18 protein-coding genes are annotated in these 22,510 nt (G+C 57.7%); 17 read left to right on the top strand and 1 reads right to left on the bottom strand.

Annotated elements, in window-relative coordinates; translation table 11 throughout:
* Positions 1-22: 22 nt before the first annotated feature.
* From topA to GFN93_RS14230, 7 genes are all read left to right on the top strand, one after another.
* A complete protein-coding gene (gene topA / locus GFN93_RS14260) occupies positions 23-2,752 on the top strand; it encodes a type I DNA topoisomerase (protein WP_153501686.1) in 2,730 nt (909 codons plus the stop codon).
* A gap of 168 nt (positions 2,753-2,920) precedes the next feature.
* On the top strand, positions 2,921-3,451 hold the full coding sequence (locus GFN93_RS14255; protein ID WP_194285808.1) for a DUF6586 family protein: 531 nt from the start codon (positions 2,921-2,923) through the stop codon (positions 3,449-3,451).
* 131 nt (positions 3,452-3,582) lie between these two features.
* Positions 3,583-4,356 carry an alpha/beta fold hydrolase gene (locus GFN93_RS14250; protein ID WP_235901864.1) on the top strand — a complete coding sequence of 258 codons (774 nt, stop codon included), beginning with the start codon at positions 3,583-3,585 and terminating at the stop codon, positions 4,354-4,356.
* 155 nt (positions 4,357-4,511) lie between these two features.
* Positions 4,512-5,306, top strand: coding sequence for an outer membrane lipoprotein-sorting protein (locus GFN93_RS14245; RefSeq protein ID WP_153501685.1), 795 nt, complete (start codon positions 4,512-4,514; stop codon positions 5,304-5,306).
* 3 nt (positions 5,307-5,309) lie between these two features.
* Entirely contained in the window at positions 5,310-6,593 is a 1,284-nt protein-coding gene (locus GFN93_RS14240; RefSeq protein WP_153501684.1) for a hypothetical protein, read from the top strand.
* Between the two features lie 126 nt (positions 6,594-6,719).
* Positions 6,720-7,352 carry a TetR/AcrR family transcriptional regulator gene (locus GFN93_RS14235; RefSeq protein ID WP_153501683.1) on the top strand — a complete coding sequence of 211 codons (633 nt, stop codon included), beginning with the start codon at positions 6,720-6,722 and terminating at the stop codon, positions 7,350-7,352.
* A 190-nt stretch (positions 7,353-7,542) separates the two neighbouring features.
* Positions 7,543-8,448, top strand: coding sequence for a PhzF family phenazine biosynthesis protein (locus tag GFN93_RS14230; RefSeq protein ID WP_235901862.1), 906 nt, complete (start codon positions 7,543-7,545; stop codon positions 8,446-8,448).
* A gap of 465 nt (positions 8,449-8,913) precedes the next feature.
* Here the strand turns inward: GFN93_RS14230 and GFN93_RS14225 are convergent, their stop codons facing one another.
* On the bottom strand, positions 8,914-9,954 hold the full coding sequence (locus GFN93_RS14225) for a 3-deoxy-7-phosphoheptulonate synthase (RefSeq protein WP_153501682.1): 1,041 nt from the start codon (positions 9,952-9,954) through the stop codon (positions 8,914-8,916).
* Positions 9,955-10,578: 624 nt separating this feature from the next.
* Between GFN93_RS14225 and GFN93_RS14220 the strand changes: the two genes are divergently transcribed.
* From GFN93_RS14220 to exaC, 10 genes are all read left to right on the top strand, one after another.
* Positions 10,579-11,208 (top strand): TetR/AcrR family transcriptional regulator, encoded by a 630-nt coding sequence (locus tag GFN93_RS14220; protein WP_153501681.1) that lies wholly within the window; start codon positions 10,579-10,581, stop codon positions 11,206-11,208.
* Between the two features lie 348 nt (positions 11,209-11,556).
* Complete coding sequence (locus GFN93_RS14215) at positions 11,557-12,237, top strand: histidine phosphatase family protein (RefSeq protein ID WP_153501680.1); 681 nt, start codon at positions 11,557-11,559, stop codon at positions 12,235-12,237.
* A 126-nt stretch (positions 12,238-12,363) separates the two neighbouring features.
* Positions 12,364-13,572, top strand: a complete 1,209-nt coding sequence (locus GFN93_RS14210; protein WP_153501679.1) for an acyl-CoA dehydrogenase family protein — start codon at positions 12,364-12,366, stop codon at positions 13,570-13,572.
* Between the two features lie 93 nt (positions 13,573-13,665).
* Complete coding sequence (locus GFN93_RS14205) at positions 13,666-14,712, top strand: phosphotransferase family protein (RefSeq protein WP_153501678.1); 1,047 nt, start codon at positions 13,666-13,668, stop codon at positions 14,710-14,712.
* A 147-nt stretch (positions 14,713-14,859) separates the two neighbouring features.
* Entirely contained in the window at positions 14,860-15,624 is a 765-nt protein-coding gene (locus tag GFN93_RS14200; protein WP_153501677.1) for an SDR family oxidoreductase, read from the top strand.
* Positions 15,625-16,011: 387 nt separating this feature from the next.
* On the top strand, positions 16,012-16,782 hold the full coding sequence (locus tag GFN93_RS14195) for an SDR family NAD(P)-dependent oxidoreductase (protein WP_153501676.1): 771 nt from the start codon (positions 16,012-16,014) through the stop codon (positions 16,780-16,782).
* Between the two features lie 548 nt (positions 16,783-17,330).
* Positions 17,331-18,002 (top strand): response regulator, encoded by a 672-nt coding sequence (locus tag GFN93_RS14190; protein ID WP_153501675.1) that lies wholly within the window; start codon positions 17,331-17,333, stop codon positions 18,000-18,002.
* Positions 18,003-18,162: 160 nt separating this feature from the next.
* Complete coding sequence (gene nosP, locus GFN93_RS14185; protein ID WP_153501674.1) at positions 18,163-19,320, top strand: nitric oxide-sensing protein NosP; 1,158 nt, start codon at positions 18,163-18,165, stop codon at positions 19,318-19,320.
* Positions 19,298-20,722, top strand: coding sequence for an ATP-binding response regulator (locus tag GFN93_RS14180; RefSeq protein ID WP_235901860.1), 1,425 nt, complete (start codon positions 19,298-19,300; stop codon positions 20,720-20,722). Before nosP ends, GFN93_RS14180 begins: the two co-directional genes overlap by 23 nt.
* A gap of 150 nt (positions 20,723-20,872) precedes the next feature.
* Positions 20,873-22,393, top strand: coding sequence for an acetaldehyde dehydrogenase ExaC (exaC, locus tag GFN93_RS14175; protein ID WP_153501672.1), 1,521 nt, complete (start codon positions 20,873-20,875; stop codon positions 22,391-22,393).
* Positions 22,394-22,510: the final 117 nt, after the last annotated feature.

Genomic DNA, 22,510 nt, shown 5'->3' with positions numbered 1-22,510 from the left:
ATCGGATGTTGAGTACCTGAGAATGGGAAAATCGCTAGTCATTGTGGAGTCGCCTGCCAAGGCAAAGACCATCAACCGCTATCTGGGCGACGACTTCATTGTGAAGTCCAGTGTCGGCCATGTGCGTGATCTGCCGGTCAGTGGTGGCTCCAAAAAAAGCACCCCTCAGGAGCGCGCCAAGGAAGCCGCTTACACTCGCTCCTTGCCGAAGGAAGAGCGCGAAGCCTATAAAAAGAAGAAGGCCAAGGCCCAGCTGATCAATCGCATGGGCGTGGATCCGGATAAAGGCTGGCAAGCGCATTACGAGGTCCTGCCAGGCAAGGACAAGGTGGTTGATGAGCTCAAGCGTCTCGCAGAAAAAGCTGACCGCATCTATCTCGCAACCGATTTGGACCGCGAAGGGGAGGCCATTGCCTGGCACCTGCGGGAAGTGATCGGTGGTGATGACACCCGTTTCGACCGGGTAGTGTTCAACGAAATTACCAAGAAGGCGATCCAGGCCGCATTCGAAGAACCGGGCAAGCTGGATTTGCACCGTGTCGAAGCCCAGCAGGCCCGCCGTTTCCTTGACCGGGTGGTGGGCTTCATGATTTCCCCGCTGCTGTGGGAAAAGATTGCCCGTGGCTTGTCTGCGGGCCGGGTGCAATCCGTGGCGGTGGAGCTGGTGGTGGAGCGCGAGCGCGAAATCCGTGCCTTCATCCCGGAAGAATACTGGGAGATGTATAGCGACACTCACAGCGCAGAGGGTGAAGCTCTGCGTCTGCAGGTCGCCAAGCACCGGGGCCAGGCATTCCGCCCGGACAACGGCGATGATGCCCATGCTCACCGTGCGGCACTGGAAGCGGCAGGCAAGCTGACCATTACCCAGCTTGAGCAGCGCCCCACCAAATCCCGTCCGTCTGCGCCTTTTATTACGTCTACCTTGCAGCAGGCAGCCAGCACCCGTCTGGGGTTTGGCGTGAAGAAAACCATGATGATGGCCCAGCGGCTCTATGAAGCGGGTCACATCACCTACATGCGTACCGACTCCACCAATCTCAGCACCGATGCAGTGGCTGCCTGTCGCGAGTGGATTGGCGAGAATCTGGGCGACAAGTACCTGCCCGAGAAGCCGCTGTCCTACTCCAGCAAGGAAGGGGCTCAGGAAGCGCACGAAGCGATTCGTCCATCCGACGTGAATCGTCGTTCCGAGCATCTCAAGGACATGGAGCGTGACGCCCAGCGGCTGTATGAGCTGATCCGTCGCCAGTTCATCGCCTGTCAGATGCCCCCTGCGGAATACCTGAGCAGCACCCTGACCGCCACCGGTAATGACTACGAGCTGAAGGCCAAAGGTCGCATCATGAAATTCGATGGCTGGACCCGTATTCAGCCACCGGCTTCCCGCAAGGGCCAGGAAGACACCCTGCTGCCCGATGTGAAGGAAGGCGACATCCTCACCATCGACCAAGTGGATGCCGAACAGCACTTCACCAAGCCGCCGGCGCGATTCACCGAAGCCAGCTTGGTGAAAGAACTGGAAAAGCGTGGCATCGGCCGCCCTTCCACCTATGCGGCGATTATTTCCACCATTCAGGATCGTGGCTATGTGCGCCAGGACAACCGTCGTTTCTATGCCGAAAAAATGGGGGACATCGTCACCGACCGTCTGGTCGAGAATTTCCCCAACCTGATGGACTACGGCTTCACCGCCAGCATGGAAGAAACCCTGGACGAAATCGCCGAGGGCCACCGTGACTGGAAAGATGTGCTGGACGAGTTCTACAAGGATTTTGTCGGCAAACTGGAAGCGGCACAGGGCGAAGGTTCAGGCAAGCAGGCCATTGGTGGCATGCGTGCCAACCTGCCTACCGATACCGACATCCAGTGCCCCACCTGTGGCCGTCCAATGCAGATCCGCACCGGCTCCACCGGGGTTTTCCTGGGCTGCTCAGGCTACAGCCTGCCACCCAAGGAACGTTGTACCGCCACCCTGAATTTGCTGCCTGGCGAAGAGGCGGTGGATGTGAAGGCGGACGATGAAGAAGCGGAAATCAATGAACTCCGCAAAAAGAAGCGTTGCCAGAAGTGTGGCACCGCCATGGAAAACTATCTGATTGACGAAAAGCGCAAGTTGCACATCTGCGGTAATAACCCGGATTGTGATGGCTATGTGATCGAGCAGGGCGAGTTCCGCATCAAGGGTTATGACGGTCCGACCCTGGATTGTGAGAAGTGCAATCATGAGATGCAGCTGCGTACCGGTCGTTTCGGCAAGTTCTTCAAGTGCACTAACGAATCCTGTGGCAATACCCGCAAGCTATTGAAAAGCGGTGAACCGGCTCCGCCGCGTGCCGATCCGATTCCCATGCCGCACCTCAAGTGTGAGAAACACGAAGACGATCATTACCTGTTGCGAGACGGCGCCTCCGGCCTGTTCATGGCGGCCAGCAAGTTCCCGAAGAACCGGGAAACCCGACCTCCGCTGATTGAAGAAATTCAGAGCGTGGCCGAACAGCTGGATCCCAAGCACAAGTATCTGGCCGAGGCACCGGCAAAAGATCCGGATGGCAATCCGGGCGTACTGCGTTACAGCCGCAAGTCGAAAGAGCAGTACGTGATGAGCGAAGTGGACGGCAAGGCCACCGGCTGGTCTGCTTTCTATCGTGATGGCAAGTGGGTTGAGGAGCAGGCAAAGAAAAAAGCGCCCGCCAAGAAAAAAGCCGCCGCGAAGAAGCCAGCTGCCAAGAAGAAAGCGGCAGCCAAGAAGTAAAGACACTAGCTACAAGCTACAACACGAGGCTCGCGTCTCTTGTCCTGAGGGCACTGCTCCGTGCTGCGATGACACAAGAGCGCGGGCACTGCCTCTTCTTCGCGATAGCCTCTCCCGCGCCTTGCTGCTTGGGGCGTGTAGCTTGCAGCTTCTTGCCAGGATTATGTTATGTCCCGAATGGTTCGTGAAAACACCGTTAGCGGTCTGCGTGAGCGGATCTATTTTGCCAATGCCATGCTGCGCCAGTTGACCCACGATCAACGCGAAGCCAGCCCGACCATTCGGTTGGCCCTGCGCGGTGCGGTGGTATTTCATCTTTACTCCGCGCTGGTGGGCATGATCCGGCAATCGGCCAAGACCTATCAGGTGGCAGGGGCAGATACCCTGTTTAGCCTGGCGGCACTGGAGCAGGCGTTCGAGGCGGCGGGTGTTGAGGCGCCGGAAGTCTCGGTGCTGGCCCAGGCACGGCAGGATCGCGGTGATCTGGTGGCCTGGCTGGACAGCGAAATGCAGACGGCTCTTGGGGCGTCAGGCCTGGCCCGTCGCCCCACGCCGCCCAGTGAAGCCAATGCCCTGAACTTGATGGCCGAAGACCGCTATGCGCCATTGGCCGAGGGCGATCTGGAACGTCTGGCGCAGACATCGACCCGTGTTGGTGAACTCGTCGAGCATTGCGTGGGGTATCTGGAAGAGTGGTAACCGGCAAGTCAGCTCCGCTTGACTACCGCTAGGTATCCCCAGCCTTGAAAATAGACCCGATACCCTGAATTCTGGTGGCGTCGGGCCGATTCCCTCTGGTGTCCGGCAACGTTTCCCATGCCGGAGCCCCCATGACCCACCCCTACCGCTGGATGTCTGCACTGTTGTTAGTCCTGTCGGGATGGATGCTGTTAAGCATGCAACCTGCCAAGGCAGAGATGCTGCCTGCGCTCACCGGCGGGCAGTCGGATTGTGTGGTCGTGCTCCATGGGCTGCGTCGCTCTGCGTGGGCCATGTCGCGCATCGAAGACACCCTGACGGAGGCGGGCTACCTGGTCTACAACCAGGATTACCCGTCTACTTCCGCACCGGTAGAAGCGCTTGCCCACGAAGAAATCAGCCGTGCGCTTGGCTGGTGTCGAGCCCAGACCGTAGAGCAGGTGCATTTTGTGACCCACTCCATGGGGGGAATTCTTGTACGCAGTTATCTGCAGCATGAAACTATCCCGGAGCTTGGCCGAGTGGTCATGCTCGCGCCCCCCAACCATGGAAGCGAAGTGGTGGATCGCATGCAGGACTGGTGGTTGTTCCAGAAACTCACTGGCCCGGCAGGGCAGCAGCTGGGTACGGGGCCGGAAGGCATCGCGGCCAACCTGAAACCGGTATCGGCAGAAATTGGCGTCATTGCCGGATCCCGCACAGTGGACCCCTGGTTATCATGGATGATTCCCGGCAATGATGACGGCAAGGTTTCCTTGCCGAGCACGCGACTCAAAGAAATGCGTGACCACCTGGTGGTCCCTGCCAGTCATGTGTTCATCATGCGCAAGCGGGCGGTTATCGAGCAGGTGCTGACTTTTCTCAAACACGGCTACTTTGGCAAGGATGGCGAAGGTTCGGCCTGAATTTCATGCGAATCCGGTGACATTAGTTGACACCGCAGTGCACATTTTGGCCTCATTGGCATCGCTGTTTTCGGCGGGGCGGGTATCATGGTAAACACGGTGTTGCTCCTGCCGTCTGAATAACAAAGATTCCCCACTGAACAATGAGGACAACCATGACATCTCGTTTGCTGACTGCCGGCCTGGCTCTGGCCCTGTCCATCCCCCTCCCTGGCATTGCTCAGACGCCAGAAGAGAAGGGGCTGGAAATCGCTCGTGCAGCGGATGCCCGTGGTGATGGCTTTGGGGATTTTCAGGCCGACATGAAGATGGTGCTGATCACCAAGCGTGGCGATCAGGCAGAACGGGAGCTACGTGTTAAGACGCTGGAAGGGAAAGGGGAGCTGGAAGGCGACAAGAGCCTGACCATTTTCGATACCCCCCGTGATGTCCGTGGCACTGCCATGCTCACGTTCAGCTACAAGACCAAAGACGACGATCAGTGGCTGTACCTGCCAGCCCTGCGTCGAGTGAAAACCATCGCCTCACGCAACAAGTCCGGCCCCTTCATGGGCAGTGAGTTCAGTTTTGAAGACATGCGTGGCCAGGAAGTGGAAAAGTACACGTATAAGTACCTGCGTGAGGAGGCCTGTGGCGAACTGACTTGCCATGTGATGGAGCGGTATCCCACTGATGAGCATTCCGGCTATACCAAGATGGTGGTCTGGCTGGACAAGGACGAATACCGCACCTGGAAAGTGGAGTACTACGATCGTCGTGGCAGCCTGCTCAAGACCCTCGAGTCCAGCGACTTCAGCCAATACAAGGACAATTTCTGGCAGCCCGCCAGGATGTCCATGGTGAACCACCAGACCGGCAAGGCCACCAACCTGTTCTGGAGTAACTACCAGTACGATACCGGTCTGACGGAAGACGACTTCAATCAGAACAGTCTCAAGCGCGCCCGATAAAACATGAAAAAAATACTTGTGACGGCATCGCTGCTGGCGATGCCGCTGGTCACGTTGGGCTGGGAATTCCGTGGCGAAGTGGCGCTGGAAGGGCGGTATTTCACCCAGGACTCCCCATATGCGGAAGCCGATTATTCCAGCAATGGTTCCGCCTACCTGAAACCCGAGTTGCTCCATGAATGGAATGACCGGGATGACCTGTTCACTTTCATTCCCTACGCTCGAGTCGATGAGCATGACAGCGAGCGTACCCATTGGGATATTCGCGAACTATCCTGGATTCATGTGGGCAATGGCTGGGAGTCGCGGGTGGGCATTCGCAAGGTGTTCTGGGGGGTGACCGAAGGCCGGCATCTGGTGGATATCATCAACCAGACCGACCAGGTGGATCAGGTGGATGGCGAGGAAAAGCTCGGCCAGCCCATGATCAACCTGTCGTTGGTGCGGGACTGGGGGATCGTGGACCTGTTCGTGCTGCCGGGTTTCCGGGAGCGCACCTTTGCCGGTGAAGAGGGCCGGCCGCGCACGCCGTTGCCGGTGTCTGATGACGCCCTGTACGAATCCTCAAAAGAGGACGGGCGTGTGGATTTTGCCATCCGCTTCCAGCAGTACTTTGATAATGGTATCGAACTGGCGCTGTCGCACTTCTCCGGTACCAGCCGGGACCCGCTGCTGATTCCGCAGAGCCTGACATTGGCAGAGCTGCAGGCATTGCTGGCCACCGGCCAGCTGCCGGCAAACGCCGATCCGGAATTTACCCCGCTCTACAACGTCATCGACCAGACTGGCCTGGAGCTGCAATACTTGCAGAATGGCTGGCTGTGGAAACTGGAGGGCATCAGCCGCTCCGGGCAAGGGGAACGTTTCAATGCGCTGGACGGGGGCTTTGAATACACCCAGGTGGGCCTGTTCGGCAGTGCCGCCGATCTGGGCTGGATTGTGGAATACATCTGGGAAGACCGCGACGACAGCCTGGCCTCACCACTGGCCAGCGATGTGCTGCTGGGCACCCGCTTCACCTTCAACGATGTGGCCTCCACCGAGATCCTGGCCGGCATCATCTACGATACCGAAGAAGAAGAGAAAGCCATCAGCCTGGAATCCAGCCGTCGTTTCGGCAACAACCTCAAGGCTTCGCTGGAAGCCCGCTTCTACACGGATGCGGCAGATCCGCGAAGCCCCTCTGCGCTGTACCGCGATATCCTCAGAAACGTGAATACCAACCCCGGCCTGGGCCCGATCAGTCGCTCGGACTTTGTGCAGGCAGAAATGGTGTATTACTTCTGAAGCCTGATGAGGTGCCGGCGGTGCCGGCCCTCGTATTTCTCCTGTGACAACCCGGAACCTACTTGACCGAATGTGGCTCCAAACGTATGTTTGAAACGTATGTTTTGAACGCTAGGGGCAAGGAAAATGGCACAGCCAGGAACAGTGGACCGGATTCTGGATACAGCGGAGGTGCTGTTTGCCCAGAAGGGGTTTGCCGAGACAAGCCTGCGGGCCATTACCAGCAGGGCCGGGGTCAATCTGGCGGCTGTGAATTATCACTTCGGATCCAAGGAAGCCTTGATTCAGGCGGTGTTCGAACGCTTTCTCTCGCCATTCTCCCAGGCGCTGGATGCCAAGCTGGCGGAGATGGAGGAGACCGGCACCCCAGATACGCCGGAGAAACTGCTTTCCCTGATCTCACGGCTGGCGCTGGGAACGCACCCTGAAGACCCACAGCGCGCTGCTATTTTCTTCCGCCTTTCCGGCCAGGCCTACAGCCAGCCAGTGGGGCATTTACGAGAGTATTTGCACAAGCAGTACGGTGACGTGTTCAGTCGACTGCAGGAGCATATGCAACGTGCTCTGCCAAACATGCCACCGCGTGAATTATTCTGGCGTGTGCAGTTCGGTCTCGGTGCGGCCATTTTTACTCTGTCTGGTATGGAGTCACTGAAAGAAATCAGCCGCAATGATTTCAACATGGAAGTCACCGAAGCTGATATCACCCGCCGTCTGATGCCGTTTTTGATTGGGGGCATCACGGCTCCGATGCCGTAACAATGCTGGACGCAACACGCCCGAAACCAGACACTACAACCCCTGCGGAAACCTTGCCTGCACAGGCAAACGGGCACACATAATCTCGTCAGGCGTTTGACCTCTGGCGTCCAGCGTTCTTCCATCCATTGCAATAATCCTCTCTTCGGGCATAGTCGAAGGAGGGAAAACAATAATGAGGATGGATGTTATGGCACTCGATTATGCCTTGCTGGATGTGTTTGCTGGTGCGCCATTTCAGGGTACCCAGATACCCGTTGTGACTCTTGATGGCTCGGCTATTGATGCGCATGCCAAGACGGCCATTGCCAGTGAATTCCAGCAAACCGAAACGGTATTTATTGAACCCGGAAACAGTGCCGCTCCGGTGTCTGTGTTTAATGGCCGGGGGCAGCAACTGTTTGGCGCCCATACCATCCTCGCTGCTTCTTTCGTTGCCCATGAAATGGGGTTGACCAAGGACGAGGGTGCCTTTGCTTCGTTTCTGCTCAAGCAGAACGATCAGCTGATCGAAAGCTTTGTGGACAAGACGGAAGATGGCCCCGGCGCCATACAGTTTGCCCGTGAACTTCACCCGACTATTGACCATTACACCCCGGAAGTCAGCAAACTGGCCGCGGCGCTGAATACTGACGAGAAGCATATCTCCTTCAGCAAATACAGCCCCATGGTGGTTTGCGTGGACAAGCCCACGTTGATTGTTCCTTTCACCAAACCCGAGCACGTGCTGACAGCGAGTCTGAATACCGGGTATTGGGATGCGTTGGGTGGGCATGTTTATACCACTGAACTCTTTCTGTTCGCTCCCGGTACCATCACCGGCGAGTCGGATTTTCATGGCCGTATCCTGAACCCGGATTTGCCTAGGGATGTGTATCCCCCAATCGGCAACGTGATGCCCGAGTTCATTGCCTACCTGGCAGAACAGAAGGACACTGCCGACGGTACCCACACCTTCTCTATCGATCGCGGTAGCCTGGATACCCGCAAGAGTCTGCTGCGAGCGGAATTCGACAAGCGTTCGGGCAAGGCGTTGCGCTGCCGTATTGGTGGCAACGTGGTGAAGATGGGCGTGGGTTCGTTGCTGTACTCCTGAAACTGACCAGACAGGGACCTCAGTGTGCTGGATGATCTGACGTTGTATCAGATAATCACCGCTTTTGTGATTTTCCTGGTGTGCATCGCCAGCGTGGCGTTCATTGTCTACCTTAAAAACCAGCGTGGTAAATGAGCAGCGGCAAGCTACAAGCCTCCAGCTGCAAGGCGCGGGGTAGGGGGGGCGGAAAGGCCGTGCCCGCGGGACTCTGTTGAAAGTTCAACGTATAAAATTGAAAAGGAAACCCGGTCAGCAGTGGCGGGTTGTTTATCGAGGGGCATTTCCGCAACCACTGCGACAGAGGGTTATCGGTGGAAGCTTGCTTGCAAGCGAAGCCTTTCAACCTGCCTGCTTTGGTTTGCAGGTAACATCCCTCAGAAAAAGCCTGGCCATCGATGGTGCGCGGGGCAGGGCGGTTCAAATGACTCCCCGCCCATCCCGCGCCTTGTAGCTTGACGCTTGTAGCTAAACTCCCTCCAGCAGCGCACAAGTCTTCTCCCAGCCGAGACATCCATCCGTAATCGACACCCCGTAGGCCAGCTCACCCTCCTGGCCCTGACGTCCATCGTTCAGATGACTTTCCAACATCACCCCGGCGATGTGCTGCTGCCCTTCACCCCGTTGGGCGAGCAGGTCGCGCAGTACTGCGGGTTGCTGTAGCGGATCCTTGCCGCTGTTGGCGTGGCTGCAATCCACAATCAGGCGAGGGTTCTGGCCCCGTTGCTGCAGGGCGGCCACCGTTCGGGTAACACTCTGCGCATCGTAGTTGGGGCCGTCATGCCCTCCGCGCAGCACCAGATGGGTATCCGGGTTGCCGGCGGTCTGCAGCAGAGCCGCGCGTCCCTGGTCATCGATGCCCATATGGCTGTGTGGATGCGATGCGGATCCCATGGCATCACAGGCCACATCAATACCGCCATCGGTGCCATTCTTGAAACCCACCGGCATGGGCAGGCCACTGACCATTTCCCTGTGGATCTGCGATTCGGTAGTACGAGCGCCAATGGCGGCCCAGCTGAGCAGATCGCCCAGATAGTCTCCCGCCATGGGATGCAACAGTTCGGTGGCCAGCGGCAGACCGAGCCGAGCCAGATCCAGCAGTAGGTGACGGGATACCGTCAAGCCGGTGGCCAGGTCATGGCTGCCATCCAGATGCGGATCGTAGAGCATGCCTTTCCAGCCCACAGTGGTCCGCGGCTTCTCCACATAGGCGCGCATCACGATGAAGGCACGGTCATTCAGACGATGTGCGAGTTCAGCCAGCTTGTGGCCGTACTCGAGGGCTGATTTAGGATCATGAAGTGAGCAGGGCCCGGTAATGATCAACAGGCGAGAGTCTTCCCCATTAAGAATATTGCGGATGGTCTGGCGGTGACTGGCGATCTGCCCAGCCAGCGCTGCATCCACTGGCAGACGATCACGCAGGGTGACTGGTGAGGGCAAGGGCTGGCTGCGACGGGTGGCCTCAGTCTGCTGCTGGCTGGCGGTACTTTGAAGCTGTTGCATGTTCTTTCCTTTCAATCTGTACGTGCCCAGGCACGCGAGTTCATCGTCGTAATCTCGAATGGGTCTGCGGCCATTGGGTAAATCGCAGGTGCTGTGCTGTCGGTGGATATCGATACATGTTGTGCCTCCAGTGTGTCGACACGATGTGATCAGTACCGAATGCCGGTCTTTCAGGCAATAAAAAACCCCGGGCGGGATACCGACCGGGGTTTTCAGAGGTTTCGGCAGGCGTCCCGTAACGGGCGCGCCTGGGTAAGGTCAGGCGCGCGAGCGGCTAAACCAATACCCAAAATAGAAAGCACCAGACACAAACGAACGCACCGCCATTGAGGCGATAAGTTGCAGTTGTGGGGTGTTGGTCACTTTCATCGTTAATGAATCCTGTTCGTAATGAAGTCAGACTAACCAGCGCTAGACGTGTCTGCAAGCGGAAATCCTGCTGGGATGGATAGATATTAGCTATACCCGCAGTTGCATAGCTTGTTGAGGTGGGATCGGGCCAAAAAGTAGCCAAGGGTAGGGCGCGCTAACACGTTGATACTGCGGCAAGGTCAATGGTGTGCCTGCAGGGGTGTGACAGACTTGCGGCTGAGTGTTTACCCCGCGATAAGACGAGGACGCCCCATGGCACAACAGAGTGAAGCGCTGGCCATAGAACCCCGTAATGCCATTCTTGAAGCCGCCGCATGGTGTTTCATGGAGCGAGGCTTCAATGCCACCAGTATTGACGATATAGCCCGTGAGCTGTCTGCCACCAAGGGCATGGTCTATCACTATTTTGACACCAAGGCGGAGCTGTTCTTCGAAATCCACCACCGGGCCATGGATGCCTTGCTCGATGAGGTCACCCCCCTGGCCACGGCTTCAATGCCCGCTTCACAGCGCTTCACAGAGATGGCACAACGCTATGTGCGCACCCTGATTCTTACCCGCCATTACCAGCGCACCGTTTCTGAAGCGGTACAGATGCTGCTGCGCAGCACCACCACGGCCAGTCAGCGCCTGCAATTGACCCGACTGCAGGAGCGGCGTAATCACTGTGAGTCGCTCTTCCTGACGGTTCTGGAGCAGGGAATGGCTGAGGGCAGCATGCGGGCACAGCGTCCACGCGTGGCCATCAAGCCGGTCTTCGGTGCCATGAATTCGGTGATCAACTGGTATCACCCACGAGAGGACGAAACCCAGGAGCAACTGGACCAGCTGGTCGGGGAAGTGGTGGATGTGGCTCTACAAGGGGTCATGCTGAGGGGCTGATCTCTTCTGTTTAAACCAGAACCCTGCGTTGCCCCTCTTTATTGCTGGGCTGTGCTGGTACGGTGAGCGCCACCGGCTCCTGATCGTCATGCAAGCATAGGTTCCCAGGGTAGTCTGCCAAAGGGGTCATCCGGCCTGCCGGGCCCAACCTGGCCTCACGCCCTCACGCCCTCACGCTACCTCAAGCGATGACGTCTCCCGTTGCATGAGCCATGCTCGCATGGCGATTCCCCCAGGGCCTGATGGCTATGCATCATACTTATCGGCCAGGATTCAAAATATCAATTTCACTAACAGTTCGGGCTGTTCTAGTCTGGGTCATCGACGACATCGCTTCAGGAGTAGCGCATGGCCCAGTTTTACCTTGTCCGCCACGGACAAGCGTCATTCGGTAGTGACAACTACGACCAGCTTTCCCCCCTGGGGCATCAGCAGGCACGCTGGCTGGGCGAGTACTTTGCCGACCGGGACATGCAGTTTGACGGCCTGATTACGGGCGATCTGGTGCGGCACCAGGAGACCGGTGCGGGCATTTGTGACGGGCTGGGAGTCCAGCTGCCAGCAGAAATTCACACCGGCCTCAACGAATTTGATTTCCATTCCATCGTGCATGCCTGGCTGGCCCAGAACCCTGAGGACAAGGCGCCAGAAGATAGCGCTCATGCCTCGGCCTTCTACAAGGCGTTGAAAGCGGCCATGAGAGCCTGGCGCAATGATGAACTGGGTGGCGACTTGCCAGAAAGCTGGGCGGATTTTTCCGACCGGGTAGCGGCAGCGCGTGATCACATCCAGCAGCACTACAGCGACAAGGACAAAGTGGTGATCGTCAGTTCCGGCGGCGCCATGGGCATGTTCATGAAGCATGCCCTCAACACTGCTGATGACACTGTGGTGGAGCTGAACCTGCAGATCCGTAATACCAGCGTGATCCATGGTTTCTTCAACCGCAAAGCGGTGCGCGTGGCCAGTTTCAATAATGTCCCGCATCTGGATCGCGCCGACCGGTTCGATGCGATTACCTATTTCTGAAGTGAGGCCGGACGCCTGACGCCGGACCAGAAACCGCAAAATCAATACGCAGCAAAAAAAGGCGGCAGCAAGACCGCTTACAGACTGCAATCTTACAGGCAAGACAAAAGGACAAGGGAGAGCTGCATGGACTTTCAATACACCGACAAGATGAAGGATCTGGTACTTCAGGTTCGTGAATTCATCAATTCCGAAATCCGTCCGGCCGAAGCCCGCTTCCGCGAGGAGCTGGCGGCCAACCCGTGGGAAACCCCGCCAGTGATGGATGAGCTCAAGGCCAAGGCCAGGGAGAAGGGGCTCTGGAACCTGTTTCTTCCGAAAGAGTATGGCGACTACAGTGCCGGCCTGAGCAATCTCGAATATGCGCCACTGGCAGAGGAAATGGGCCGCAGCCTGATTGCTTCCGAGGTGTTCAACTGCGCCGCACCCGATACCGGCAATATGGAAGTGTTGGCCAAATACGGCAACGAACAGCAGAAGAAGCAGTGGCTGGAGCCGCTGCTGGAAGGCAAGATCCGTAGTGCCTTCGCCATGACCGAGCCAGACGTGGCGTCGTCCGATGCCACCAACATCGAAACCCGCATCGTGCGTGATGGCGACGACTACGTCATCAATGGCCGCAAGTTCTATATCAGCGGCGCCATGCGCAAGAGCTGCGAGATTCTCATCGTCATGGGCAAGACCGACCCGGATAACCCCAGCCGTCACGTGCAGCAGTCCCAGGTGCTGGTGCCCACCAACACCCCGGGGGTCAAGATCGTGCGTCCCATGAAGGTGTTCGGATATGACGATGCGCCGGAAGGGCATGCGGAGGTGATTTTCGACAACGTGCGGGTGCCGAAGGAAAACATCATCCTTGGCGAAGGCCGCGGCTTCGAGATCGCCCAGGGGCGTCTGGGCCCTGGCCGTATCCACCATTGTATGCGTCTGATCGGTGCGGCACAGGAGGCATTTGAGCTAATGGCCAGGCGCGTTAACGAGCGGGAAGTGTTTGGCCAGCCCATGAGCAAACAAGGTTCCGTACGCGAAGATTTGGCCAGATCCTGGTGTGAAATCGAGCAAGCGCGCCTGCTGACGCTGAAGGCGGCAGACATGATGGACCGCGAAGGTAACAAAGTCGCCAAGGATTTGATCGCTATGATCAAGGTGGTTGCACCCAATATGGCGTTAAATGTCATCGATCGGGCGATACAGGTCCATGGCGCCGTGGGTGTCAGTCAGGATACCCCGCTGGCGCACTTCTTCAGTTATGCGCGCAGCCTGCGGTTGGCTGATGGGCCGGATCAGGTGCACATGATGCAGCTGGGCCGCACGTTGGCCAAACAATTCGCCTGAACCGATCATGTCCGGCGCGCCCTTCTCTCTTCACAAGGGAGGCCGCGCCGCGATAAGCCATTCGCGCAGCAGACAGAACAACAGGAGAGCTCCATGTCCCAGGTGGATTCACTGGATACGGTAAAACTGGCCGAGTACCTCGAACAGCAGATCGACAGCTTCAAGGGGCCTATTCAGGCAGACAAGTTTGAGGGTGGTCAGTCCAACCCTACCTTCAAGATCACCACCCCGTCCGGTGCTTATGTACTGCGTCGCCAGCCACCGGGAGCCCTGCTCAAGTCTGCCCATGCCGTTGATCGCGAATACCGCGTCATGGACGCGCTCAAGAACACCAACGTGCCGGTACCCAAGGTACTGCACCTGTGTGAAGACCGTGACGTGATCGGTTCCATGTTCTATGTGATGGAGTTTTGTGACGGGCGCATCCTGTGGGACGCCTCCCTGCCGGAGTGTGGCGAAGGCGAAGAGGGTAATGCCCTGCGCGCGGCGATGTACGATGAGATGAACCGGGTGCTGGCGGCCATGCACAGTGTGGATCTGGACGCCGCAGGACTGAGTGACTACGGCAAGCCGGGCAACTATTTTGAACGCCAGCTGGGTCGCTGGACCAAGCAATATGAAGCGTCCAGGTTGCAAGACATTCCGGCGATGGATGAGCTGATGGCCTGGCTCGACAAGCATCAGCCGGAGGACGATGGTCAGGTAGCCCTGGCCCATGGTGACTTCCGTCTCGATAACATGATGTGGCATCCCAGCGAGCCCAAAGTGATTGCGGTGCTGGATTGGGAACTCTCTACCCTGGGCCACCCTCTGGCAGATCTGGCTTATCAGTGCATGGGCATGCGCATGCCGCAGGGTAAAGCGAAGATGGCAGGTTTGGCCGGCGTGGATCGCAAGGCACTCGGCATCCCTACGGAAGAAGAGTATGTGGCCGCATACTGCAAACGACGCGGTATCGACAAGATTGATAACTGGGAATTTTATCTGTGCTTCAGCTTCTTCCGCCTCGCTGCGATCTGTCAGGGCGTGGCCAAGCGCGCCGAAGACGGCAATGCCTCCAGCAAGGAAGCGGCTACCGTAGGTGCACTGGTAGAACCGCTGGCCAGCATGGCGGTGGATATCATTCATAACGGGGCGTAAAGCCCCGAGCTGCAGGCTACAAGCTTCAATAAAACCTAAAAAAATTGACGCGCGGGCAGGGTGTAGCCGGTTGCTAATCCCCCCTGACGCGTTGCAGCTTGCAGCTTGTAGCTTGAGGCTTACAGCCTTTTTCTGGGAGAGTAAGTGATGAGTACCAAACTGTTTGATCTGACCGGCAAGGTGGCGCTGGTTACCGGTGCCAGCCGTGGCATTGGTGAAGAAATTGCGCGTCTGCTGGCTGAGCAGGGCGCCCATGTGATTGTCTCCAGCCGCAAGCTGAATGACTGTCAGGCGGTGGCGGATGCCATCCAGGCAGACGGCGGCAGTGCGGAAGGCTTTGCCTGTCATATCGGCGAGATGGCGCAAATCGAAGCGATCTTTGCTCATATCCGTGATAGCCACGGCAAGCTGGATATTCTGGTCAACAATGCCGCGGCCAATCCGTATTTTGGCCACATTCTGGATACGCCAGTGGATGCTTTCGACAAGACAGTAGACGTGAACCTCAGGGGGTATTTCTACATGTCCGTCAATGGTGCCAAGCTGATGCGTGAGCACGGTGGCGGTGCCATTGTGAACACCGCCTCCATCAACGGCCTGCACCCGGGTGACATGCAGGGCATCTATTCCATTTCCAAGGCGGCGGTCATCAGCATGACAAAGTCTTTCGCTCAGGAATGCGCCCAGTTCAACATCCGAGTGAACGCACTGCTGCCTGGCCTCACCAAAACCAAGTTCGCCGGCGCCCTGTTCACCAATGATGACATCTACAAACATGCCATTGCCCAGATTCCCATGCGCCGCCATGCCGACCCGAAGGAAATGGCCGGCACTGTGCTGTATCTGGTGTCCGATGCCTCCAGTTATGTCACCGGTGAATGTGTGGTAGTCGACGGCGGCTTCACGATCTGATTACGAGCTACGAGCGTAGAAGCGACGAAGCCGCTGTAGGAGCCTGCCTGCAGGCGATCCGAGCCTAAGCGAGGTAATGAGTTTCGAGTTACGAGAAGCGAGTTTCGAAAGGCAAAACCCAAAATCGCGTCCCGGGCGCCGTCTTTTGATTTTCGAAACTCGATACTCGAAACCCGTTTCTGGAATCTTTACCTCGCCAAGGCTCGGATCGCCTGCAGGCAGGCTCCTACAGCGGCTTCGAAGTACTGTTTTCTCAAACTCTTGCAGCGCGGAGCGCGGCGGGGTTTAGTTACTCCCGACTTGTCTTCGCGCCATAGCCTTACAGGATTTTACTCGCAGTTCGAAGCTCATAGCTCGCAGCTGTTCGACGAAGGAGAACACACACCCATGGATCCAATTCTCGATTTCACAGGCAAGAGCGTCATCATCACTGGTGCTGCCAGCGGCTTTGGCAAATTGCTGGCCCAGGAGCTGGGCAAGCGCGGTGCCTGCCTGGTGCTGGGTGATATTAATACCGATGCTCTTGATGCTGTGGCGGATGAGCTGGCCGGGCAGGGGGTGAAAGTGGCCGCTCTGCGGTGTGATGTGTCCATCGAAGCGGACTGCAAGGCCATGGTGGACACTGCCCTGGCCCAGTTTGGTCACCTCGACATGGCGGTGAACAATGCGGGTATCGCCCATGCCTTTGTGCCTTTTGATCAGCTCACCGACGAGATTCTCGATCTGCAGATCAATATCAACGTGAAGGGCGTGATGTATGGCATGAAGCACCAGATCGCCGCCATGAAGGAAAACGGGGGCGCCATTGTCAACGTCAGCTCCATGGCCGGGCTGGGCGGTGCGCCCAAGATCGGCGCCTATTCCGCGGCCAAGCACGCGGTCATCGGCATGACCAAAACTGCCGCAGTGGAATACGCGCGCCGCAATATCCGTGTCAACGCGGTGTGCCCGTTCTACTCTCACACCCCCATGGTGGACGAGGGCGAGCTGTCCGAAAACAAGGACACCGTCCACGCGATGCTGGCCTCCGGCAGCCCCATGAAACGCCTGGGCCAACCGGAAGAAATCGTCACCGTTATGCTCATGCTCCTGTCCCCGGCCAATACCTACATGACCGGTCAGAGCCTGGCTGTGGATGGTGGGGTGTCGGCATTCTAGGCGAGACGCCTGACGCTGGATGCCGGAAGCCAGATGCAAGAACCGTAAGCCCTTCGTCCCTCACGAGGAACGCCTACAGCAACAATAGGCGTAGGTGGGAGCTTGCATGCAAGCGATTAACATGTGTCGAGTTGCGAGAAGCGAGTTTCGAAGATCAAAACCGGAAGGGCAGACAACCCGGTTTTCGCGACGCGCTTGTCCCTAACCCCCCGATAGCGATGCGGCTGGCGCCCTATCGCGTGTAGACACGCTCCCCAGCAGGTCAACTGACAGCGCGGTCCGGCTGGCCGTAGGAGCGTGCCTGCACGCGATCTTTCTCGCCAGCAGGCCGACTCCTGAGGCCAAGTACACCGCCCACGTGTTGCCTGTTGCGTGCAGCATGTAGCGTCCCTTCCCACTAGTACTTTAGAACAATAGCCGTCTACCCAATTAACCCATACAGTTAACTGAGGGGCGCTCTGTTCGTCGCCCCAGCGTAATGTGGCAATGGATGCCGCTGCCTTTACCAAGGCCACAAGACCAATAACAACGGACCATCAGGAGCGTCCATGTATCAGATCCTGATTGCGGATGATCACCCCCTGTTTCGTGAGGCCATGGCGCGGGTGATTGACGATGGCTTTCCAGGCAGCACCTTGCTTGAAGCGGCCGATCTGGAGGCCACCCTGAAACAGGTGTCTGATAACGAGGACATCGATCTCGTGGTGCTTGATCTCAACATGCCCGGGATGCATGGATTGCAGGGGCTGGTGCAACTGCGAAACCAGTTTCCTGACACCCCGGCTGTGATCGTTTCCGCCGAAGAAGACAAGAGCACCATTCTCCAGGCGGTGACCTGTGGTGCGGTCGGTTTTATTACCAAATCATCCCCGCGCAAACAGATGATTAGCGCTCTGGAGCAGATTCTGGCCGGCTCGGTTTATCTGCCCTCGGAGATCATTCGCGCCAACACGGGTAGCGAGTCCACCCGCCCGGATAACTCCTTGCTGCCGGCAGTGCTGGAAAGCCTGACCCGTAAACAGTTGCAGGTATTCGAACGCATGACCCATGGTGAGTCCAACAAGGTCATCGCTTATGAAATGAATATTGCCGAGAGCACTGTGAAGGCCCATGTCTCTGCCATTCTGCGGAAGCTGGGCGCCAGTAACCGGGTGCAGGCGATTCTGACCGCCAGCGAGGTGGATTTCAGCGCCTATCAGAAACGGGCCGGCCAGCAATGATGGCCGTGGTGGAAGGTGGCTAGTGTGGAAGGCGGAGCCCTGCCAAGATTACCAAACCGCAACGGCAAATAGCTTCAAGCGAGCCGCCGGGATACGCACAATTTGAACTGTCGCGCGCTGAATGCCTCAGCGCCAGAATAAAAACAGAGAAGCGAGTGCCATGAATGCTGCTCCTGCCAATGCGGTGTTGACCTCGTTCAGTTCCGCCACCGATGAATACATCGCTGCTGATGAGCTGGCGAGCAGTCTGGTGCACCCCAATCTGGGCTTCGTACTTTTTTTCTGTTCCGTGGAATATGATCTGGACCGCCTGGCACAGGCGCTCCAGTCACGCTTTCAGAATGTGCCAATCTCTGGCTGTACTTCCTGTGGCGAGATAACCTCTCAGGGTTATGACCGTGGCTCCATCGTGGCCATCGGCTTTGACCGCCGCTTCTTCACCGTGGGCCAGCGCCTGATTGAGCAGCTGGAGCGATTCGATCTGGCTGATGCCCAGCAGCTCACCGACAGTCTGTTTGCCGAATGCAGCCATGGCGTGGCTGGTACCCCGAACACCAACAACACCTTTGTACTGACTCTGATGGATGGTCTTTCAGTCAGTGAAGAAATGGTGCTGGCTACCCTTAACGCTGTCCTGGGAAGCATCACATGCTTTGGTGGATCTGCTGGCGATGAATACCGGCTCAATGGTACCTACGTGTATAGCAACGGGCGATTCTGCCGCGATGCAGCCATTGTTCTGATGGTCTCCACCCAGCTCGATTTTGAAGTGCTTAGTACCCATCACCTGTCGCCACAATCCCAGAAGCTGGTGGTCACCGATTCTGATCCTGAACAACGTCGGGTGCTGTCACTTAATGCGGAGCCAGCAGCACAGGCTTATGCAAGGCTGGTCGGGGTGCCGGTGGAAGAGCTGGATGATGTGACGTTCGCCTGTTCGCCGTTGGCCGTACGTATCAACGGCCGTTATTACGCCCGCGCCATCCAGAGGGTGAACCCGGACATGAGCCTGTCGTTTTACTGTGCTGTGGAAAACGGCATTGTGCTCACCGCCATGGAGACCGGCTCCATCCTGAACGAACTGGATGAAAAGTTGGGCGCCATCGAATCCCGACTTGGCCCTGCCTGGTTGACCCTGGGCTGCGATTGCTGCCTGCGCTATACCCAGTTGGAGGCAGAAGGCCTGGTGGATGCAGCCTCCGCCTTATTACGTCGCTACGGGGTGATTGGCTTCAGCACCTATGGTGAGCATGTGGACGGCATGCACCTCAATCACACCTTCACAGGAGTGGTCATTGGACGAAAGCAACGGCTCTGACAATGCAGCGGACCCCCGCGAAGATTCCCCCTGGGAGTTGCACGAAGCCCGATTGATGGCTGAGAACTCCCGGCTCAGACGTATCTGTGATGCCCTGATCGAGCGGGTGGAATCCAGCAATATGACGCCCACCGCGCCGTATGGTGCGTTCCAGCATTCCGTGGTGCTGGCGGAACAGGTCCGCGAGCGTACCCAGGCACTTCGGGAAGTGAACCAGCAATTACTGGCGGAGATCGAAGAGCGTCGCCGGGTCGAGCAACAGCTGCGCGAGGCCCGGGAAAAAGCCGAGCAGGCCAATCTGTCCAAGACCCGCTTTGTGGCGGCCGTCAGCCATGACCTGATGCAGCCTCTCAATGCTGCACGACTTTTTACCAGTGCCCTGCAGGAAAGTAGTGATGCCAATAGTGCCTTCCAGCTCTCCCACATCAGCACCGCCTTGAGGGACCTGGAATCCCTGATCACTACACTCTCTGATGCGTCCAAACTGGATGCCGGGGTGGTCACCGCGGAGGTGGGGGTGTTCCCGCTGCGTGACCTGCTGGATGTGCTGGCTGAAGAGTTTCGTCAGCAGGCGGAACAGAAAGGACTGCGGCTGCGTTATGTGCCCAGCGAAAGGCTGGTGCGCAGCGATCCGCAACTGCTCAGCCGCATTATGCGAAACCTGCTGTCCAATGCCATTCGTTACACCCATTCGGGCAGTATCCTGCTGGGGAGTCGGCGTCATCAGGACCAAGTGGAGATCGTCGTTGCGGACACGGGTATCGGCATCCGCGAAGATCAGCTCGGCGTCATTTTTGAAGAATTCAAGCGGGGCAAGCAGGCGGCTCGTTTCCATGAACGGGGGCTGGGTTTGGGGCTCGCCATTGTTGAAAAGATCAGCCAGATCCTGGCCCACCCGTTGTCCGTTAGCTCTATCCCGGACAAGGGCTCTCGCTTCACGCTGACCCTGCCTGTTGCACAGCCCTCCGAGTATGTGGCCAGGACGCTGTCAGCTGACGAACTGGCTGGCCAATCGCTGGCGGGCCTGCGCACCTGGGTGGTGGATAACGATGAAGCTATTTGCCTGGGCATGAAGACCCTGTTGGAAGGATGGGGTTGCGAAGTGGTGGTGGCGGAATCACTGGCGGCCCTGCGCGCCAAGGTGGATACCTCCAGGGATAAGGCCGATGTGCTGCTGATGGACTACCACCTGGATCCGGACATGGATGATGGCATCACTGTGGCCCGTTTTATCAATGACGGCCGAGCGGTTCCCCTGCCGGTGCTGCTGGTGACGGCGGATCGCAGTGCCGACCTGAAGAAGCGCTGTGCCCGCAACGGGTACCGCCAGGTCTACAAACCGCTCAAGCCTCTGAAACTGAAAATGGCTCTTCAGCAGTTCGCCCATCACCGCGATAGTTGACGTTTCGTTTCCCAAAGCAAACCAATACCAAAAGCGGAGAAAATTACACCTTTAGTCGCATGCGGACCGATACCTCACAGGCCTAACCTGATCACAAGAGCTCGTCCACGAAGAGACGAGCGTGACCAGCATTGGAATGAGGATCAGGCCATGATTTACGCAAACCCGGGCAGTGACGGTTCGGTGGTATCGTTCAACGAACGTTACGACAACTACATCGGCGGCGAGTGGGTCGCGCCGGTCAAAGGGGCCTATTTCGACAATGTCAGCCCCGTGAATGGCAAGGTCTTCTGCCAGGTTGCGCGCTCCACTGCCGAAGACATCGATCTGGCCCTGGATGCGGCTCACCGTGCAGCCGCCGCCTGGGGCAAGACCTCTGTCACCGAGCGCAGCAACATCCTGCTGAAGATTGCCGATCGACTCGAGCAGAATCTGGAAATGCTGGCGGTGGCCGAGACCTGGGACAATGGCAAGGCCGTGCGTGAAACGCTCAACGCGGACATTCCCCTGGCCGTGGACCATTTCCGTTACTTTGCCGGTTGCCTGCGCGCCCAGGAAGGCACTGCTGCCGATCTGGATGCCAATACTGTGGCCTATCATTTTCATGAACCGCTGGGCGTCGTGGGTCAGATCATTCCCTGGAACTTTCCGATCCTGATGGCGGCCTGGAAACTGGGCCCGGCGCTGGCTGCGGGTAATTGTGTGGTGCTCAAGCCCGCAGAGCAGACCCCGGCCTCCATCCTCAAGGTCATGGAAGTGATTGGCGACCTGTTGCCGCCGGGCGTACTGAACATCGTGAATGGCTACGGTATTGAAGCTGGCCAGGCGCTGGCCACCAGCAAGCGTATTGCCAAGATCGCGTTCACCGGCTCCACCCCGGTGGGTTCACATATTCTCAAGTGCGCGGCGGAGAACATCATTCCGTCCACCGTGGAGCTCGGCGGCAAATCCCCAAACATTTATTTCGCCGACATCATGAATGCGGAAGAACAGTTCATCGACAAGGCCGTGGAAGGTCTGGTGCTGGCGTTCTTCAATCAGGGCGAAGTGTGTACCTGCCCCTCCCGGGCGCTGATCCAGGAAAGCATGTACGACGACTTTATTGGTCGGGTACTCAAGCGCATGAGCACCATCAAGCGTGGCAACCCACTGGATACCGATGTGCAGGTGGGCGCCCAGGCGTCTCAGGAGCAGTTCGACAAGATCATGTCCTACATGGAGATCGCCCGAGAGGAGGGGGCCACAGTACTGGCCGGTGGCGACAGTGAATCTCTGGACGGCGATTACAGCACCGGTTTCTACATCCAGCCGACCCTGCTGCAGGGTCATAACAAGATGCGTGTGTTCCAGGAAGAAATCTTTGGCCCGGTAGTGAGCGTCACTACGTTCAAGGATGAGGAGGAAGCGCTGGCCATTGCCAACGATACCGAGTTTGGTCTGGGGGCGGGTGTGTGGAGCCGCGATATGAATGTGGCCTTCCGTATGGGGCGTGGCATTCAGGCCGGCCGGGTCTGGACCAACTGCTACCACGCCTATCCGGCTCATGCGGCGTTCGGAGGCTACAAGAAATCCGGTGTGGGCCGCGAAACCCACAAGGTAGCCCTGGAGCATTACCAGCAAACCAAGAACCTGCTGGTGAGCTACGACATCAACCCGCTGGGCTTCTTCTGATTCCCGCTGATCATCTTGTTATCTGTCCTGAACGCTTACCGCCCCTCCCCGGGCGGTTTTTTTGGGGGGCCGCTCTGTGGCTTTATCACGCATCAGGCAAGGCAAACGCGCCTCCTG

It is taken from the genome of Alcanivorax sediminis (genome assembly GCF_009601165.1).
In the GTDB taxonomy this organism is placed as follows: domain Bacteria; phylum Pseudomonadota; class Gammaproteobacteria; order Pseudomonadales; family Alcanivoracaceae; genus Alcanivorax; species Alcanivorax sediminis.
Note: the sequence above shows the minus strand (reverse complement) of the source record. Positions and strands in the feature narration are given on the sequence as shown.

Coding starts and splice junctions, on each gene's coding strand:
- topA (WP_153501686.1), top strand. CDS start 23: ATGGGAAAATCGCTAGTCATTGTGGAGTCGCCTGCCAAGGCAAAGACC.
- GFN93_RS14255 (WP_194285808.1), top strand. CDS start 2,921: ATGTCCCGAATGGTTCGTGAAAACACCGTTAGCGGTCTGCGTGAGCGG.
- GFN93_RS14250 (WP_235901864.1), top strand. CDS start 3,583: ATGACCCACCCCTACCGCTGGATGTCTGCACTGTTGTTAGTCCTGTCG.
- GFN93_RS14245 (WP_153501685.1), top strand. CDS start 4,512: ATGACATCTCGTTTGCTGACTGCCGGCCTGGCTCTGGCCCTGTCCATC.
- GFN93_RS14240 (WP_153501684.1), top strand. CDS start 5,310: ATGAAAAAAATACTTGTGACGGCATCGCTGCTGGCGATGCCGCTGGTC.
- GFN93_RS14235 (WP_153501683.1), top strand. CDS start 6,720: ATGGCACAGCCAGGAACAGTGGACCGGATTCTGGATACAGCGGAGGTG.
- GFN93_RS14230 (WP_235901862.1), top strand. CDS start 7,543: ATGGCACTCGATTATGCCTTGCTGGATGTGTTTGCTGGTGCGCCATTT.
- GFN93_RS14225 (WP_153501682.1), bottom strand. CDS start 9,954: ATGCAACAGCTTCAAAGTACCGCCAGCCAGCAGCAGACTGAGGCCACC.
- GFN93_RS14220 (WP_153501681.1), top strand. CDS start 10,579: ATGGCACAACAGAGTGAAGCGCTGGCCATAGAACCCCGTAATGCCATT.
- GFN93_RS14215 (WP_153501680.1), top strand. CDS start 11,557: ATGGCCCAGTTTTACCTTGTCCGCCACGGACAAGCGTCATTCGGTAGT.
- GFN93_RS14210 (WP_153501679.1), top strand. CDS start 12,364: ATGGACTTTCAATACACCGACAAGATGAAGGATCTGGTACTTCAGGTT.
- GFN93_RS14205 (WP_153501678.1), top strand. CDS start 13,666: ATGTCCCAGGTGGATTCACTGGATACGGTAAAACTGGCCGAGTACCTC.
- GFN93_RS14200 (WP_153501677.1), top strand. CDS start 14,860: ATGAGTACCAAACTGTTTGATCTGACCGGCAAGGTGGCGCTGGTTACC.
- GFN93_RS14195 (WP_153501676.1), top strand. CDS start 16,012: ATGGATCCAATTCTCGATTTCACAGGCAAGAGCGTCATCATCACTGGT.
- GFN93_RS14190 (WP_153501675.1), top strand. CDS start 17,331: ATGTATCAGATCCTGATTGCGGATGATCACCCCCTGTTTCGTGAGGCC.
- nosP (WP_153501674.1), top strand. CDS start 18,163: ATGAATGCTGCTCCTGCCAATGCGGTGTTGACCTCGTTCAGTTCCGCC.
- exaC (WP_153501672.1), top strand. CDS start 20,873: ATGATTTACGCAAACCCGGGCAGTGACGGTTCGGTGGTATCGTTCAAC.